This is a genomic window from Flavobacterium xanthum (genome assembly GCF_900142695.1).
GTDB classification, from domain to species: Bacteria; Bacteroidota; Bacteroidia; order Flavobacteriales; family Flavobacteriaceae; genus Flavobacterium; species Flavobacterium xanthum.
The window spans coordinates 94,648-110,294 of the sequence record NZ_FRBU01000006.1; the positions used below are offsets into that span (position 1 = coordinate 94,648).

General features: G+C 34.5%; 13 protein-coding genes. 5 read left to right on the plus strand and 8 right to left on the minus strand.

Annotated features, from left to right (window positions below; genetic code table 11):
• Nucleotides 1-149 precede the first annotated feature (149 nt).
• The 5 genes from BUC11_RS04100 to BUC11_RS04120 all read left to right on the plus strand — a co-directional run bounded on the left by BUC11_RS04100 (nucleotide 150) and on the right by BUC11_RS04120 (nucleotide 6,474).
• Entirely contained in the window at nucleotides 150-1,739 is a 1,590-nt protein-coding gene (locus BUC11_RS04100; protein WP_073352174.1) for a glycoside hydrolase family 32 protein, read from the plus strand.
• 47 nt (nucleotides 1,740-1,786) lie between these two features.
• A complete protein-coding gene (locus tag BUC11_RS04105; protein WP_073352179.1) occupies nucleotides 1,787-3,115 on the plus strand; it encodes a sugar porter family MFS transporter in 1,329 nt (442 codons plus the stop codon).
• A gap of 2 nt (nucleotides 3,116-3,117) precedes the next feature.
• Nucleotides 3,118-4,002: a carbohydrate kinase family protein gene (locus BUC11_RS04110; RefSeq protein WP_073352181.1), complete on the plus strand. Its 885-nt coding sequence runs from the start codon at nucleotides 3,118-3,120 to the stop codon at nucleotides 4,000-4,002.
• Nucleotides 4,003-4,190: 188 nt separating this feature from the next.
• Nucleotides 4,191-5,210 (plus strand): LacI family DNA-binding transcriptional regulator, encoded by a 1,020-nt coding sequence (locus tag BUC11_RS04115; RefSeq protein ID WP_073352182.1) that lies wholly within the window; start codon nucleotides 4,191-4,193, stop codon nucleotides 5,208-5,210.
• A gap of 232 nt (nucleotides 5,211-5,442) precedes the next feature.
• Nucleotides 5,443-6,474 carry a LacI family DNA-binding transcriptional regulator gene (locus BUC11_RS04120; RefSeq protein ID WP_073352184.1) on the plus strand — a complete coding sequence of 344 codons (1,032 nt, stop codon included), beginning with the start codon at nucleotides 5,443-5,445 and terminating at the stop codon, nucleotides 6,472-6,474.
• An 11-nt stretch (nucleotides 6,475-6,485) separates the two neighbouring features.
• On the opposite strand, the gene queG is transcribed toward BUC11_RS04120, so the two are convergent.
• From queG to nrfD, 8 genes are all read right to left on the minus strand, one after another.
• Nucleotides 6,486-7,406: a tRNA epoxyqueuosine(34) reductase QueG gene (gene queG, locus BUC11_RS04125; RefSeq protein ID WP_394332903.1), complete on the minus strand. Its 921-nt coding sequence runs from the start codon at nucleotides 7,404-7,406 to the stop codon at nucleotides 6,486-6,488.
• 39 nt (nucleotides 7,407-7,445) lie between these two features.
• A complete protein-coding gene (gene ruvB / locus BUC11_RS04130; RefSeq protein ID WP_073352187.1) occupies nucleotides 7,446-8,468 on the minus strand; it encodes a Holliday junction branch migration DNA helicase RuvB in 1,023 nt (340 codons plus the stop codon).
• 165 nt (nucleotides 8,469-8,633) lie between these two features.
• Entirely contained in the window at nucleotides 8,634-10,430 is a 1,797-nt protein-coding gene (locus tag BUC11_RS04135; RefSeq protein WP_073352189.1) for a cytochrome c oxidase subunit I, read from the minus strand.
• Nucleotides 10,431-10,458: 28 nt separating this feature from the next.
• The gene (locus BUC11_RS04140) at nucleotides 10,459-11,622 is read right to left on the minus strand and encodes a cytochrome c oxidase subunit II (protein WP_073352193.1); all 1,164 of its coding nucleotides are present in this window, start codon (nucleotides 11,620-11,622) and stop codon (nucleotides 10,459-10,461) included.
• Nucleotides 11,623-11,641: 19 nt separating this feature from the next.
• Entirely contained in the window at nucleotides 11,642-13,117 is a 1,476-nt protein-coding gene (locus BUC11_RS04145; protein ID WP_073352195.1) for a cation-translocating P-type ATPase, read from the minus strand.
• A 27-nt stretch (nucleotides 13,118-13,144) separates the two neighbouring features.
• Entirely contained in the window at nucleotides 13,145-13,693 is a 549-nt protein-coding gene (locus tag BUC11_RS04150) for a c-type cytochrome (RefSeq protein ID WP_073352197.1), read from the minus strand.
• Nucleotides 13,694-13,701: 8 nt separating this feature from the next.
• Entirely contained in the window at nucleotides 13,702-14,226 is a 525-nt protein-coding gene (locus tag BUC11_RS04155) for a DUF3341 domain-containing protein (RefSeq protein ID WP_066080446.1), read from the minus strand.
• Nucleotides 14,219-15,622 carry an NrfD/PsrC family molybdoenzyme membrane anchor subunit gene (nrfD, locus tag BUC11_RS04160; RefSeq protein WP_073352199.1) on the minus strand — a complete coding sequence of 468 codons (1,404 nt, stop codon included), beginning with the start codon at nucleotides 15,620-15,622 and terminating at the stop codon, nucleotides 14,219-14,221. Before nrfD ends, BUC11_RS04155 begins: the two co-directional genes overlap by 8 nt.
• Nucleotides 15,623-15,647: the final 25 nt, after the last annotated feature.

Sequence of the window (15,647 nt, forward strand, 5' to 3'; positions counted from 1 at the left end):
AAAATAATGAATAGTTACATAATCTACCTTGAATACAAATCGAAAACGTTTTCGGCAATTCGAAAACGTTTTTACTCCTACTATTTTGAATAATTAAAAAATAGAATTCTATTTTTATACAGATACTATAATAATTAAACCTTTTTTTAATGAAGTTCACAAATAAAATCCTCCCCTTTTATTTCGTATTCGGAGCCTCTTTACTCTTGTTTTCCTGTAAAAAAGAAGTGCAAAATGAAGTTATTTCCATTGCCTCATCCGAAAAAATAAAACCTGATTCCACGGTGCAATACAAAGAACCCTTTAGACCACAATTTCATTTTTCTCCAGAAAAAAAATGGATGAATGACCCAAACGGAATGGTTTTCTACAAAGGTATTTATCATTTGTTTTACCAATATTATCCAGACGATATTGTTTGGGGACCGATGCATTGGGGACACGCAACAAGTACGGATTTAATTCATTGGACCAATAAAAAAATCGCTTTGTTTCCTGACAAATTAGGAATGATATTTTCAGGAAGTGCAGTTGTAGATTTAAAAAATACTTCTGGACTTGGAACCAAAGAAAATCCACCTATGATTGCTATTTTCACCTATCATGATATGGAAGGTGAAAAAGCGGGAAGAACAAATTATCAAACACAAGGACTCGCATATAGCTTAGATGAAGGCGAAACTTGGATGAAATATAATGGAAATCCAATTGTTAAAAATTCAGGTTTAAAAGATTTTAGAGACCCTAAAGTTTTCTGGAATCCCGATACCAATCTTTGGAATATGGTTTTGGTTGCCGGAGATCATGCCAAATTTTATACTTCTAAAAACCTAATCAGCTGGACTCTTGAAAGTGAATTTGGTAAAAATATAGGAGCGCACGGCGGTGTTTGGGAATGTCCTGATATTTTCAAATTAAAAGTTGCTGGCTCCAATGAGGAAAAATGGGTTTTATTAATAAGCATCAATCCTGGCGCACCACTTGGCGGTTCAGGAACACAATATTTCGTAGGGGACTATGATGGGAAAAGTTTTAAAACTAACCAAAAAGATATCAAATGGATTGACAATGGCGCTGATAATTACGCAGGTGTGACGTACAATAATACTCCTGATAATAAACGAATATTTATAGGCTGGATGAGTAACTGGTCCTACGCAAGAGACACGCCTACAAAAAATTGGAGAAGTGCGATGACACTTCCTCGAGAACTTTTGCTTGCAAAAATAAATGGCGATTATGTCCTGAAAAACACTCCTGTAGAACAATTCAAAAAACAAGAAATTGTAGCATTTACAAAAGATGAAATCATCCTAAAACCGAATCAAAAAACGACAATTGAATATCCCTATTTGAACCAGTCAGCAGTACAATTGAATGCTAAAAATGAAAATTTAAAATTAGTTTTTTCCAATGAAGTAAAGGATTCTTTGGTTATTAATTATGATGCGAAACTAAAGACTTTTTCCGTAGACCGAAGCCATTCCGGAATAGTAAATTTCGAAAAAAGTTTTGGAGAAAAAATTCACAAAACCAAAACTCCAAATATAACCACCGAAACAATTGATTATCAAATCATAGTAGATTGGTCCTCAATTGAAATTTTTCTAAACGGTGGCGTATACAGTTTTACGGAACAAATTTTCCCTAACAAACCATACACCAAACTCAGCATTCAATCGGATAGGAATCAGGAAATTAAAAACCTTACCATTTCTAAAATCAAGGGAATCTGGTAGAATAATTCTATTATAACAACCAAAATAATTAACCAAAAAACAGAATAATGAACAACAAAAAAATACTTTATTGGTCCATAGTCGTAGCATTTGCAGGATTTTTATTTGGATTTGACACTGTAGTAATTTCCGGAGCGGATAAACAATTGCAACAATTATGGGGTTCTTCTAATTTGTTTCATGGATTAGTAGTGATGTCATCCGCATTATGGGGAACGGTTATTGGCGCTATTTTTGGCGCTTTTCCAACGAATATTTTAGGTCGAAAAAAGACTTTAATAATTATAGGATTGCTATTTTTTGTTTCTTCCATTGGAACTGCTTTCGCAAATGACCCGATATTCTTTTCCATTTTCAGATTTCTTGGTGGAATTGGAATTGGAGCCTCCACTATTGCGGCTCCAACCTATGTCTCTGAAATTGCTCCAGCAAAAGACCGCGGAAAACTGGTCGCTTTATACCAATTCAATATCGTTTTTGGAATTTTAATTGCCTTTACCTCTAACTATTATTTACAAGATATTGGAGAAAATGCCTGGCGTTGGATGTTAGGAATACAGGCTTTTCCATCCTTTTTATACACACTTCTAGTATTTGGAATCCCGGAAAGTCCGCGCTGGATTTTAGAATACAAAAAAGACAGAGAAAAAGCAGTTGCAATTTTGAAACAAATTAATAGTGACGCCGCAGTAGAAGCAGAAATTGCCGCTATCGAAAAAGAAACTACTCACGAAGGAAAAAACGAATCTATCTTCATGGTAAAATACAGAAAACCATTACTGTTGGCGTTTTTTATTGCCTTTTTCAATCAACTCTCCGGTATCAATGCTTTTTTATATTACGCACCTCGAATTTTTGAACTGGCAGGATTAGAAAAATCAGCTTCTTTCTTGAGTAGCATCGGAATTGGAATTATTAATTTGATCTTTACGATGATTGGAATCTCGCTAATTGATAAGTACGGGAGAAAAACATTGATGTATTTGGGTTCTGTAGGATACATCATTTCTTTGGGATTAGTGACTACGGCTTTTTATTTTGAGTGGAAAGGAATGGCTGTTCCATTATTTTTCTTCTTGTTTATAGCCTCACACGCGATAGGACAAGGAGCCGTGATTTGGGTATTTATCTCAGAATTATTCCCCAACAAACTAAGAGCCGCTGGGACTTCTTTTGGAACATCTGTCCACTGGATTTTAGCAGCTTTAATTCCGTCATTTATCCCGTTTTTATTTAAAGAAATTGGAACAACTACTGTTTTTGCCATCTTTTGTATCATGATGGTTTTCCAATTGCTTTGGGTATTTACAAAAATGCCGGAAACCAAAGGAAGAACATTAGAAGAACTATCTGAAAGTCTATCAAAAAACGAATAATCATGACAAAAAAAATAATTTGTTTCGGAGAAGTTTTGTTTGACGAGTTCCCAACGCATAAAAAAATTGGAGGAGCACCATTGAACGTAGCATTACGCTTGGCCTCACTTGGTATCGATGCACAAATAATAAGTCGTGTAGGAAATGATGAAATTGGAAAAGAGCTTCTAGATTTCATTAAAAAAAACGGAGTTGCTACCGATACAATTCAAATAGACGAAAACTTATCCACTGGTCAAGTCATTGTCCAATTAAACGAGAAAGGTTCTGCTTCCTACACCATCAATTACCCTGTTGCTTGGGACAAAATTATATGTATTCCGGAAGACGAAATTATGGTTAAAAAAGCCGACGCACTTGTTTTTGGCAGCCTTGTATGTAGAGATCCTATTTCACAAAATTCACTTTTAGAAATCATAAACTATGCAAAATACGCTGTTTTTGATGTGAACTTACGTGCTCCTTTTTACACTAAGGAAATACTGATTAATCTGATGATGCAGTCTGATTTTATAAAATTCAATGATGATGAATTATATGAAATAAGTGCTTTCCTGAATTCTCCTTATCATTCATTAGAACAAAACATACTTTTTATTGCAGAGAAGACAAACACAAAACACATCTGTGTCACCAAAGGAAGCCATGGTGCAGTATTATTTTACAATGAAAAAATGTACTACAATAGCGGTTATAAAATTGATGTTGTAGACACTGTAGGTTCTGGGGATTCCTTTTTGGCTGGTTTACTTTCTAAACTATTGTACGAAGAAAATCCGCAAAAAGCGATTGATTTTGCTTGTGCTTTAGGAGCGATTGTTGCTAAGAATGAAGGTGCAAATCCCAAAATTTCCAGTAAAGAAATCAATGATTTTATGAATCCTTAAAAGAAATTTGAAGAGCTAAAAGAACTAAAATCATATTATTTGGTAATGAATTGGTCATAACTTAGCTTTCTGTTTTAAATATCGCAAAAGTAAATTAAACTGTTTCTTGAAAATTGATTTACAGTAAATAAATTGTAAATTCGTTTTCAAGAAGCGGTTTTTTGCTTTCACTACCAGAGAATTAAACCATGAACAACACCACTCTCAAAGAGATAGCCTCACAATTAGGAATTTCGATTACCACCGCTTCAAAAGCTTTGAAAGGGTACTCTGATGTCAGTGAAAAAACAAAAAATGCAGTAATTGAACTTGCTCAAAAACTTAATTACACTCCTAATAGCTTTGCTGTAAATCTAAGAACGAAAGAATCAAAAACCATAGGCTTGATAATTCCCACTCTAGTTCATGATTTTTTTTCATACGTAATTAAAGGAATTCTTGAAGAAGCAGAAAAAAGAGATTATTTGGTCATTATTTTACAATCCAATGAGAAATTAGAGTTTGAAAAAAAACAAATTGATCTCCTTTTAAATAAAAGAGTAGATGGAATTCTAATGTCATTGTCTAATGAAACCGGTGATTTTGATCATTTAAAATCCATTATTTCTCATAATACTCCGTTAGTCCTTTTTGATAAAATTGCTAAACTTGTCCATTGTTCCAAAGTAACTATTAATGACAAACAAGCGGCGTATGATGCCGTTTGCTATCTTATAAAAAAGGGATACAAAAAAATTGCTCATTTTAGAGGTTCTTATTTACCTCAAAATGCAATTGATCGATTTTTAGGATACAAAAAAGCACTTGAAGATAACGGTATTATTTATGATTCTTCGCTAGTTTTTGTATGTGAAAACAATGCAGATTTCCAAGACGGTTATGAAAATGCTAAAAAAGTGATGGATGAACATCCAGAAATTGATGCGATATTTGCAGTTACCGATTTAGTGGCCATTGGAATCATTAAATACTTTAATGAAATAGGGATTTCCATTCCGCAACAAATAGCAGTTTTAGGTTTCAGCAATTGGTTTATGTCAAGCGTAATATCCCCAAAACTTTCTACGATTGACCAACCCGGTTTTGAAATTGGAAGAAGGTCAGCCGCTATTCTATTTGATGAAATCAATCTAAAAAAGAATAACTTACCAATCGTTTTCCAATCTATTGAATTGGAAACAAGCATAATTGAAAGGGAATCAACATAAAAAATTTGAATCTTTCAACAAAAGACCCATACTTCTTTACTAGTTTTAACGAATCAATATTTATTTGTTTATTCTGATGAAAAATGAAGATATACGATAAAAATTAATACCTTGGCTTAGAATATTTAAAGGTAAAGTCGTTTTTTACGTACATAAATTAAATAACGAAAAACGTAAGAGATCATTATTTCTAAAATATTTTCCTAAAATTAAATCTGTAGAAATTCGCTTCATGAAAGATATCACTCTTAAGGAAATTGCAACAAAATTGGGGATTTCGATAACTACTGTTTCGAAAGCACTCAAGAATTATCCTGATGTTAGTGAGAAAACTAAAAAGTCAGTAATTGAGCTTGCACAACATTTACATTATACCCCAAATAGTTTCGCTGTTAATTTAAGAACAAAAGAATCAAAAACTATCGGTTTAATCATTCCTGAGGTAGTCCATCATTTTTTCTCTAATGTAGTAAATGCTATTATTGATGAGGCGGAGAAAAATGGTTATTTAGTAATCATTTTACAATCTAATGAAACACTGGCTCTAGAAAAAAAGCAAGTCGAATTATTAATAAATAAGAGAGTAGACGGCATCATCATGTCCTTATCTAATGAATCTAATAATGATGATCACATAAAGGAGATTATGAATCGGAAGATTCCTTTTGTAATGTTTGACAAAATAGCCAAGCTTTCAAAATGTTCCAAAGTAATCATTGACGACCAAAAAGCAGCTTTCAATGCCGTTCAACATTTAATTGACAATGGTTGCAAAAAAATAGTTCATATTCGCGGACCTTTAAATCCTCAAAATTCAATAGACCGATACATCGGCTATAAAAAAGCGTTGGAGAAAAACAACATTCCTTTTGACGCAAAATTAGTTTATACTTGCGAAAATGTTACGTTTGAAGAAGGGAGAGCATTTGCCAAACAAATCATTGAAGAGCATGCAGATGTTGACGGGATCTTTGCGATAACAGATTTAGTTGCAGTAGGTGTTTTGGCTTATTTCAATGAAAATAAAATTAATGTTCCAGAACAAGTAGCTATAATTGGCTTTAGCAATTGGTTTATGTCGCAAGTGTTAACTCCAAAATTAAGTACCGTTAACCAGCCGGGCCACGAAATGGGAATTGCATCTTTCAACCTACTGCTAGAAGAAATGAATTGTCACAAAGAAGGAGTTCCTTTCGACCACAAAACGATTGAATTAGACACAGAAATCATCATCAGAGAATCTTCAATTCGACCAAAAAATTAGAATCTAACTCGTTATTTAAGAAAATTAATATTTCTTTTTACACCTTCAAACTTCGCTCTTTTGAGAGGTGAATTTTTGAATATAGTCTTAAATGTCTCCTCAGTTATTTCTATCCAATCCTTCTTGGACATAGACATTATTTCAGGATTTACAGTAAATAATGGTTCGTTATGGGGTTTCGAAAACTTATTCCAAGGACAAACATCTTGGCAAACATCACAACCAAAAGCCCAATCGTCAAATTTACCTTTCATCTCTTGCGGTATATTCTCTTTCAACTCAATCGTGAAATAAGAAATACATTTACTCCCATCTACAACGTAAGGAGAAACTATGGATTCTGTTGGACAAGAATCGATACAAGCAGTACAAGTTCCGCAATGATCTGTTGTAGGATTATCGTAGTCTAAATCTAAATCGATAATAAGTTCCGCGATAAAGTAAAAAGAACCCACTTTTTGTGTCAATAAATTACTGTTTTTTCCAATCCAGCCTAACCCACTTTTGGCTGCCCAAGCTTTGTCTAATACAGGTGCAGAATCTACAAAAGCACGTCCAGAAACTTCGCCTATTGCAGATTGAATTGAAAATAAAAATTCTTTTAGCTTCTCTTTGATTACGAAATGATAATCTTCACCATAAGCGTACTTAGAAATTTTATACGAATCAGGATTTTGAAATTGTTCTGGGTAATAATTTAACAAAAGTGAAACAACACTTTTAGCATCATCCACGAGCAACGTTGGATTTAATCGTTTGTCAAAATGATTTTCCATATACGACATTTGCCCATTTCTATTCCTTTTTAGCCAGTCCTCCAACCTTGGAGCCTCTTCTTCAAGAAAGCCAGCTTTGGCTATCCCGCAGGACAAAAAACCAAGACGTTTGGCCTCGGATTTAATGAATTGGGTATGTGTAGTTTTTAAATTTATAATGCTAAAGATAACGAAGGGAATTCTCTTCCTAATTTATTAAAACAATCCACCTTGCACATTAATTTTTACTTTTCCTAAATGGGAATACGCTTTCTCAGTTACTTCCCTACCTCTTGGTGTTCTCATAATAAATCCTTCTTGAATTAAAAAGGGCTCGTACACTTCTTCGATAGTTTCGCTACTTTCAGAAACGGCCGTAGCCAAAGTTGACAAACCAACCGGACCTCCCTTAAATTTATCAATAATAGTATTTAATATTTTATTATCCATCTCATCCAGTCCATGAGCATCAACATTGAGGGCTTTTAAAGCGTAACGAGCAATTTCTATATCAATGGTACCATTGCCTTTTATTTGGGCAAAATCACGCACGCGACGCAACAAAGCATTAGCAATTCTTGGAGTTCCTCGGCTTCTACCTGCAATTTCTATAGCTGCTTCCATCGAAATAGGCATTTTAAAAATCGCGGCGCTTCTTTCAACAATTGTAGTTAGTAATTCCGTTGTATAATACTGCAGGCGAGATGATATTCCAAAACGAGCTCTCATGGGAGCAGTCAAAAGACCAGAACGAGTCGTTGCTCCAATTAAAGTAAAAGGATTTAGATTAATTTGTACAGTACGAGCATTTGGCCCAGATTCAATCATGATATCAATCTTAAAATCTTCCATTGCTGAATACAAATACTCCTCCACTATGGGGCTCAACCGATGAATTTCATCAATAAATAAAACATCTCTTTCTTCAAGATTAGTTAACAAACCAGCCAAATCACCTGGCTTATCCAAAACAGGACCAGAGGTGATTTTAATTCCAACTTGTAACTCATTAGCCAAAATATTAGCTAAAGTTGTTTTTCCAAGTCCCGGAGGTCCATGAAACAGCGTATGGTCAAGAGCTTCATTTCGTTGATTTGCAGCTTGAACAAAAACTTTTAAATTTTCCAATATTTGATCTTGACCGGCAAAATCATCAAAAGAAAGTGGTCTTAATTTTTTTTCAAGATCAAGTTCTTCTGCATTATAACCGTTTGACGTTGGGTCTAAATTTTCATTCATTAAACAAAGATAAAGAAAGAAATGAGTTAACTAGAATTCAAATTGAACCTTTTCGAAAATTGCTTTGAAAAAGCAATAAAATATTAACAAGAGGAAAAAATTCCAAGTCATACACTAAAAGACACAAAAAAAGCCTTTACTTTCGTAAAGGCTTTTCCTGTTATTTTAGTGATGTAAAACTTCTTCACCTTCTTTCATTGGTACATTTTGCGGTACAAAATCCACATCGTGTGCTGGATTACTGTAATCGTAAGGCCAACGATATACCTCAGGGAGTGCCCCTGGCCAGTTACCATGAATATGTTCTACAGGAGCAGTCCATTCTAAAGTATTTGATTTCCATGGGTTCATTACTGATTTTTTCCCGTAGAAAATACTAACAAAGAAATTATATAAAAAGACCAATTGAAAAGCACCTCCAATTAATGCAAAAGTTGTAATCAATACATTAACATTTTGTAAATCATCAAATAATGGAAAGTTAGTATTTGTATAATAACGTCTAGGCAAACCCGCTAATCCAATAAAGTGCATTGGAAAGAAAACACCATAAGCACAGATCGCAGTTACCCAAAAGTGTACATATCCTAAGTTCTTGTTTAACATTCTTCCGAACATTCTAGGGAACCAGTGATAAATACCAGCAAACATTCCATAAAGAGCAGAAATACCCATTACCAAGTGAAAGTGAGCTACTACAAAATAAGTATCGTGGACATTAATATCAAGTGTACTATCTCCAAGAATGATTCCTGTTAAACCACCTGTTATAAATGTAGAAACTAAACCAATTGAAAACAACATAGCTGGATTTAACTGCAAGTTACCTTTCCAAAGTGTTGTAATGTAGTTAAATGCTTTCACAGCCGATGGGATAGCAATTAACAATGTTGTAAAGGTAAACACGGAACCCAAAAATGGATTCATTCCAGATACAAACATGTGGTGACCCCAAACAATAGTTGATAAAAACGCAATAGCCAAAATTGACATAATCATCGCTCGGTAACCAAAAATTGGTTTACGAGAATTTGTTGCTATAACCTCAGAAGTAATTCCCAATGCAGGCAGTAAAACAATATAAACTTCAGGATGTCCTAAGAACCAAAACAAGTGCTCAAACAAAACAGGTGATCCACCTTGATAATGTAAAACTTCTCCAGCAATATAAATATCGGATAGGAAGAAAGAAGTACCAAAACTTCTATCAAAAATCAAAAGTAAAGCTGCAGATAAAAGAACTGGAAAAGAAACAATACCGATAATAGCAGTAACAAAGAAAGCCCAAATTGTAAGAGGCAATCTTGTCATTGACATTCCTTTAGTTCTTAAATTAATAACGGTAACCACATAATTTAAAGATCCCATCAAGGAAGAAGCAATAAATATAGCCATGGAAACCAACCATAAGGTCATCCCCATACCTGATCCAGGAATCGCTTGTGGTAAAGCACTAAGCGGAGGATAAATAGTCCAACCAGAAGATGCTGGACCAGCTTCTACAAAAAGAGATCCAATCATGATTACACTAGATATAAAAAACAGCCAGTAGGAAATCATATTCATAAACCCAGATGCCATATCCCGAGCCCCAATTTGAAGCGGTATCAATAAATTACTAAAGGTACCACTCAGCGCCGCGGTTAATACAAAGAAAACCATTATCGTCCCGTGTATCGTGACCAACGCTAAATAAATATCGTTAGCCATTACTCCATTAGGAGCAAACTTATCCCCAAGTAAAATGTTGAAAATTCTAAATGATTCTTCAGGCCATGCTAATTGCATTCTAAAAAGCATAGACATTCCAACTCCAATAATTCCCATGAATATACCTGTAATCAGGTATTGCTTGGCAATCATCTTATGATCAATACTAAAAATATATTTAGTAATAAAAGTGTCTTTATGGTGGTGTTCGTGTTCGTGATCTATTGCGTGATCGTGACCTTCTGCTGACATATATGTTTACTTTAAATTTTCTTATTAATTATTTAACGGTCATTACTGCAACAACTTTTGCAGAATCACTTGCCTTTGTAGAATCAACTCCAGCTGCACCGTCTGTTGTAGCTGTTTCACTCGCTAAAGCGGCTTTGACTTCATTCACCACAGTAGCTTTATCTTTCAACCAAGCCTTGTAATCTTCGGGAGTGTCTACAATAATCTTCATTTGCATGTTGTAATGAGAGGCACCACAAATTTTGTTACAAAGAAGCAAGTAATCAAAAGTATAAGGATCCAAAGCAGTTTCACCCTTGGCAACAAGAGCAGCACTCTTTTTAGTTCTAATAGCATTGATATTAGCTACTTTTTCAACCATGTACGGCAATTCTCTGTACTCAGCAGTAGTATATAGTGGTTCAAAAGCAAATTGAGTCACCATTCCTGGAACACAATTCATTTGCGCTCTAAAATGCGGCATATAAGCGGAATGTAAAACATCCTGAGAACGCATTTTAAAGAGAATTTTTTTACCCTTTGGAATATGAAGTTCCGTTACAACAATATCATCTTGAGCGTAAGGATCTGCTAAATCCACACCAACAGCGTTGGCACCTTCAATATACCTAACATTTGCTTTACCCAAAACATTATCATCCCCTGAATATCTTGCTTTCCAGTTAAATTGTTGTGCATACAATTCAATAACAACAGTATCTTCATCTTCATCAACAAACATAATATTTGTCCAAGCATATAAACCGTATAATATCAAACCTGCCAAAACAACAGCTGGGATAACACTCCAGATTGCTTCTAACTTATTATTATCTGCAAAGTATAATGCTTTCTGATCTTTCTTTCCTCTGTATTTAAAGGCAAAGTAATGCAGCAAGACCTGAGTAATTGCTTGAACAATAAAAATAAGAACCCAGGTAATGTTCATCAGATTGTCTACTTCACCACCATGGGCTGAAGCAGGCGTATGAAGAACAAGCGGACCCCATTTAAACAATCCGTAAATTGAAAAAATATAAATAAAAGCTAAAAAACCAAACATTAAATAACCTTGAACGTTATTATCAGCATCTGTAGCTACTTCCGAACTATCTGAATTAGAACCAACTTGCGTCAGGTCGAATATTTTAGTCAATTGCCATAAAGCAACAGCTAATAAAACTAAAACTATAATTACCAACAAACTTGTCATCTGTTTTTTACTTTAAATATTAATAATGAAAATGTTTACTTTCTTCAATGAAAGGATTTCTTTTTGGCAACAAAGGTACTTTAGTTAATGCTGTAAAAACAACATAAATAAACAATCCAAGAAAGAAAAGTACAGAAGCAATTTCTGAAATTCCAATAAACCAACGGTCACCCACGGTTCCAGGCATAATCATATTAAAGAAATCAATATAATGACCTGCCAATATTACAACACCAGCCATAACTATAACCCATGTAATTCTTTTGAAATCAGTATTAATTAATATTAATAAAGGAAAAACAAAGTTCATGACCACAGCACCAAAAAACGGAAGGTTATACAATTCTATTCTAGTTATAAAATAAGTAACTTCTTCAGGAATGTTCGCATACCAGATCAACATGTATTGCGAAAACCATAAATAAGTCCAGAAAACACTGAAACCAAACATAAATTTTGCTAAATCATGAATATGACTTGTATTCACATGCTCCAAAACGCCTTTTGATTTCAAATATAAAGTAACTAAGGCTATCGTTGTAATTGCACTTACAAAGAAACTTGAAAATACATACCAACCAAACAAAGTACTAAACCAGTGTGGATCAATAGACATAATCCAATCCCAAGACATTATAGATTCGGTTACGATAAAAAATACAAGAAACATAGCTGAAAGCTTAAAATTCTTTTTGTAATTAAGGTCATCATTTGCATCATCTTGTGCCAAACAATTCTTTCTAGAATAATAACGGTATAAATTCCACCCAATCAAAAAGATTGCAGCTCTTATAATCCAGAAAGGAAAATTCAAATACCCTGATTTATTAGCAATCAACTTATCTGTAGCCACTACTTCAGGATCCAACCATATAAAAAGGTGATTTAGATGAAAACCGCATAGTAGTAAGAAAATGAAGAAGATAACAGATCCTACAGGCAAATAAGCCGTGATACCTTGCATAATTCTAAATAAAACCGGAGACCAACCTGCCTGCGCAACTTGTTGGATAGCATAAAATGCCAAGACACCAAGTGAAACTAACATAAAAAAGATACAAGCAACGTAAAAAGCAGCCCAAGGCTTATTTTGTAGTTGATGTAATACATGATTAAGGTGTTCTAAATGTTCCGCCTCTTCACTAACAACATGACCTTCTTTTTTGACGTTTGTCTCGGCATGAGCCACCTCAGAATGAGCCTCTTTAGCTACAACAGTGGTGTCATCAGTAGCTGGCATTGCAGCAGCTGTATCCTCCACTTTTGTTTCAGTATTTACCTCATGATTAGCACTGGGTGCATCATGTTTAGCCTCAGACGAACTTGAGGCTTCATGTTTTGCTTCACCATGACCACCATGACTTTCGGCAGCAAGAAGTTTTTCAACATCTTGAATATCTTTTGGTGCAGTTAAAAAACCATATCCAATCCCTAATATACCTACGGCCATTAGAATGAAAGAAAGAGTTTTTAATTTCCTTGAAAATGTATACATATCTATAACGATCAGTTTGTTCAACAATTATAATTTTGCTCTTAATTCAACAACATAAGAAGCTACCAACCAACGTTCATGCTGGTCTAATTGATTGGAGTAAGCACCCATAGAATTTAACCCATAAGTCATAACATGATAAATGCTACCTTCATTAATATCCCTATCTTTATAATTAGGAATACCCAATAATTTCCCTTGCGTGACTAATTTACCTTTACCATTTCCCTCATTACCATGACAAATTGCACAATATATTTCGTAAAGCTCTTTAGATTTCACGTGATCTTTTTCTGATATTGAATCTAGAGGAGATGTCGAATTTAGCTTGGCTAAATCATAACCTTCGGTAGAATTATCAAAACCATAAGGAACGAAGCCTCTTTTAATAGTTCCATCAACAGGTAATTGACCCTCTTTACCATTTTTAAAAGCAGTCGATTCAGCATAAGTGTCGTATCCTATATGCTCATACATATTTGGGAAATACTGATAGTTAGGTGCCGTTGTATTATGGCACGACGAAACTAAAATAGTTATCCCAAAAAGAAGTGTTATTTTATAAATACTTTTCATATCTCTAATTAATGCTTATCTATTACTTTAACTTCTACAGCTCCGGTACCTTGGAAAAAAGAAATTAATTCTTCTTCATTATCATTTACCGCAACTTCCATTAAGAAATGGTCATCAGTAGTTCTTACATCAGGATTTTCAGCTTGTTTGAATGGCCATAATTTACTTCTCATGTAGAACGTTATTACCATCAAATGCGCTGCAAAAAACACGGTCAACTCAAACATAATTGGAACAAAAGCTGGCATGTTTTCTATATAACTAAAACTTGGCTTTCCACCAATATCTTGTGGCCAATCTTGGATCATGATATAATTCATCATTGCCGTTGCCACCGAAATTCCAACACAACCATAAAGAAAAGCACAAATGGCTAATCTTGTTGGTGCAATTCCCATAGCTTTATCCAAACCGTGAACCGGAAATGGAGTAAAAACTTCCTCAATATGATGATGAGCTGCTCTGGTTTTTTTTACCGCATCCATCAAAATATCATCGTCATTATAAATGGCGTATATTACTTTATTACTCATGGTGTGAATCTTTATTTGCTTCTCTTTCTCTTTTGTAATTATCTCCAGTTCCTTTCAAAATTGTTTTTACCTCCGCTTGTGCGATAACTGGGAATGTTCTTGAATACAATAAGAACAGCACAAAGAAGAAACCGATTGTTCCTATAAAAATACCAATATCAACAAATGTTGGTGAAAACATAGTCCAAGAAGATGGTAAATAATCTCTATGTAAAGAAGTTACGATAATTACAAATCTCTCAAACCACATTCCAATATTTACAACAATCGAAATTATAAACGAAAACATGATACTTGTTCTTAACTTTTTAAACCACATGAATTGCGGTGAGAAAACATTACATGTCATCATTGACCAATAAGCCCACCAGTAAGGTCCAGTAGCTCTATTAAGAAAAGCATATTGCTCATATTCTACTCCAGAATACCAAGCAACAAACAATTCCGTAATGTAAGCAACACCTACTATAGAACCGGTAATCATGATTACAATGTTCATCAATTCTATGTGTTGAACAGTGATGTAAGCCTCAAGATTAGAAACTTTTCTCATGATAATCAACAAGGTGTTTACCATTGCAAAACCAGAGAAAACCGCTCCAGCAACAAAATAAGGAGGAAAAATTGTTGTATGCCATCCCGGTATTACAGAAGTAGCAAAATCCATCGATACGATCGTATGTACAGAAAGTACAAGAGGAGTAGCTAAACCAGCCAATACAAGAGAAACTTCTTCAAAACGTTGCCAATCTTTTGCTCTACCGCTCCATCCAAAACTTAGTATTGAATATACCCTTTTATTGAAAGGAGTTACCGCTCTATCGCGCAACATAGCAAAATCAGGTAACAAACCAGTCCACCAGAAAACTAATGATACTGAAAGGTACGTAGAAATTGCAAATACATCCCAAAGTAACGGAGAGTTAAAGTTAACCCACAATGATCCAAACTGATTCGGGATAGGTAAAACCCAATACGCTAACCAAGGACGACCCATGTGTATGATTGGAAACAGACCTGCTTGAATAACAGAGAAAATTGTCATTGCTTCTGCAGAACGGTTAATCGCCATTCTCCAACGTTGACGGAAAAGTAATAGTACTGCAGAAATCAAAGTTCCTGCGTGACCGATACCAACCCACCAAACGAAGTTCGTGATATCCCAAGCCCATCCAACAGTTTTATTTAATCCCCATGTTCCAATCCCTGTAGATACGGTGTAGATGATACAGCCTAATCCCCAGAGGAAGGCTATTAATGCAATTGAAAATACAATCCACCAATGTTTATTTGCTTTCCCTTCAACAGGTGCAGCTACATCTACAGTTACATCGTGATATAATTTATCACCTATAACTAAGGGTTTTCTAATGGTTGCTTCGTAGTGAGACGACATAATCCTTTATATTGATTCTTAATTA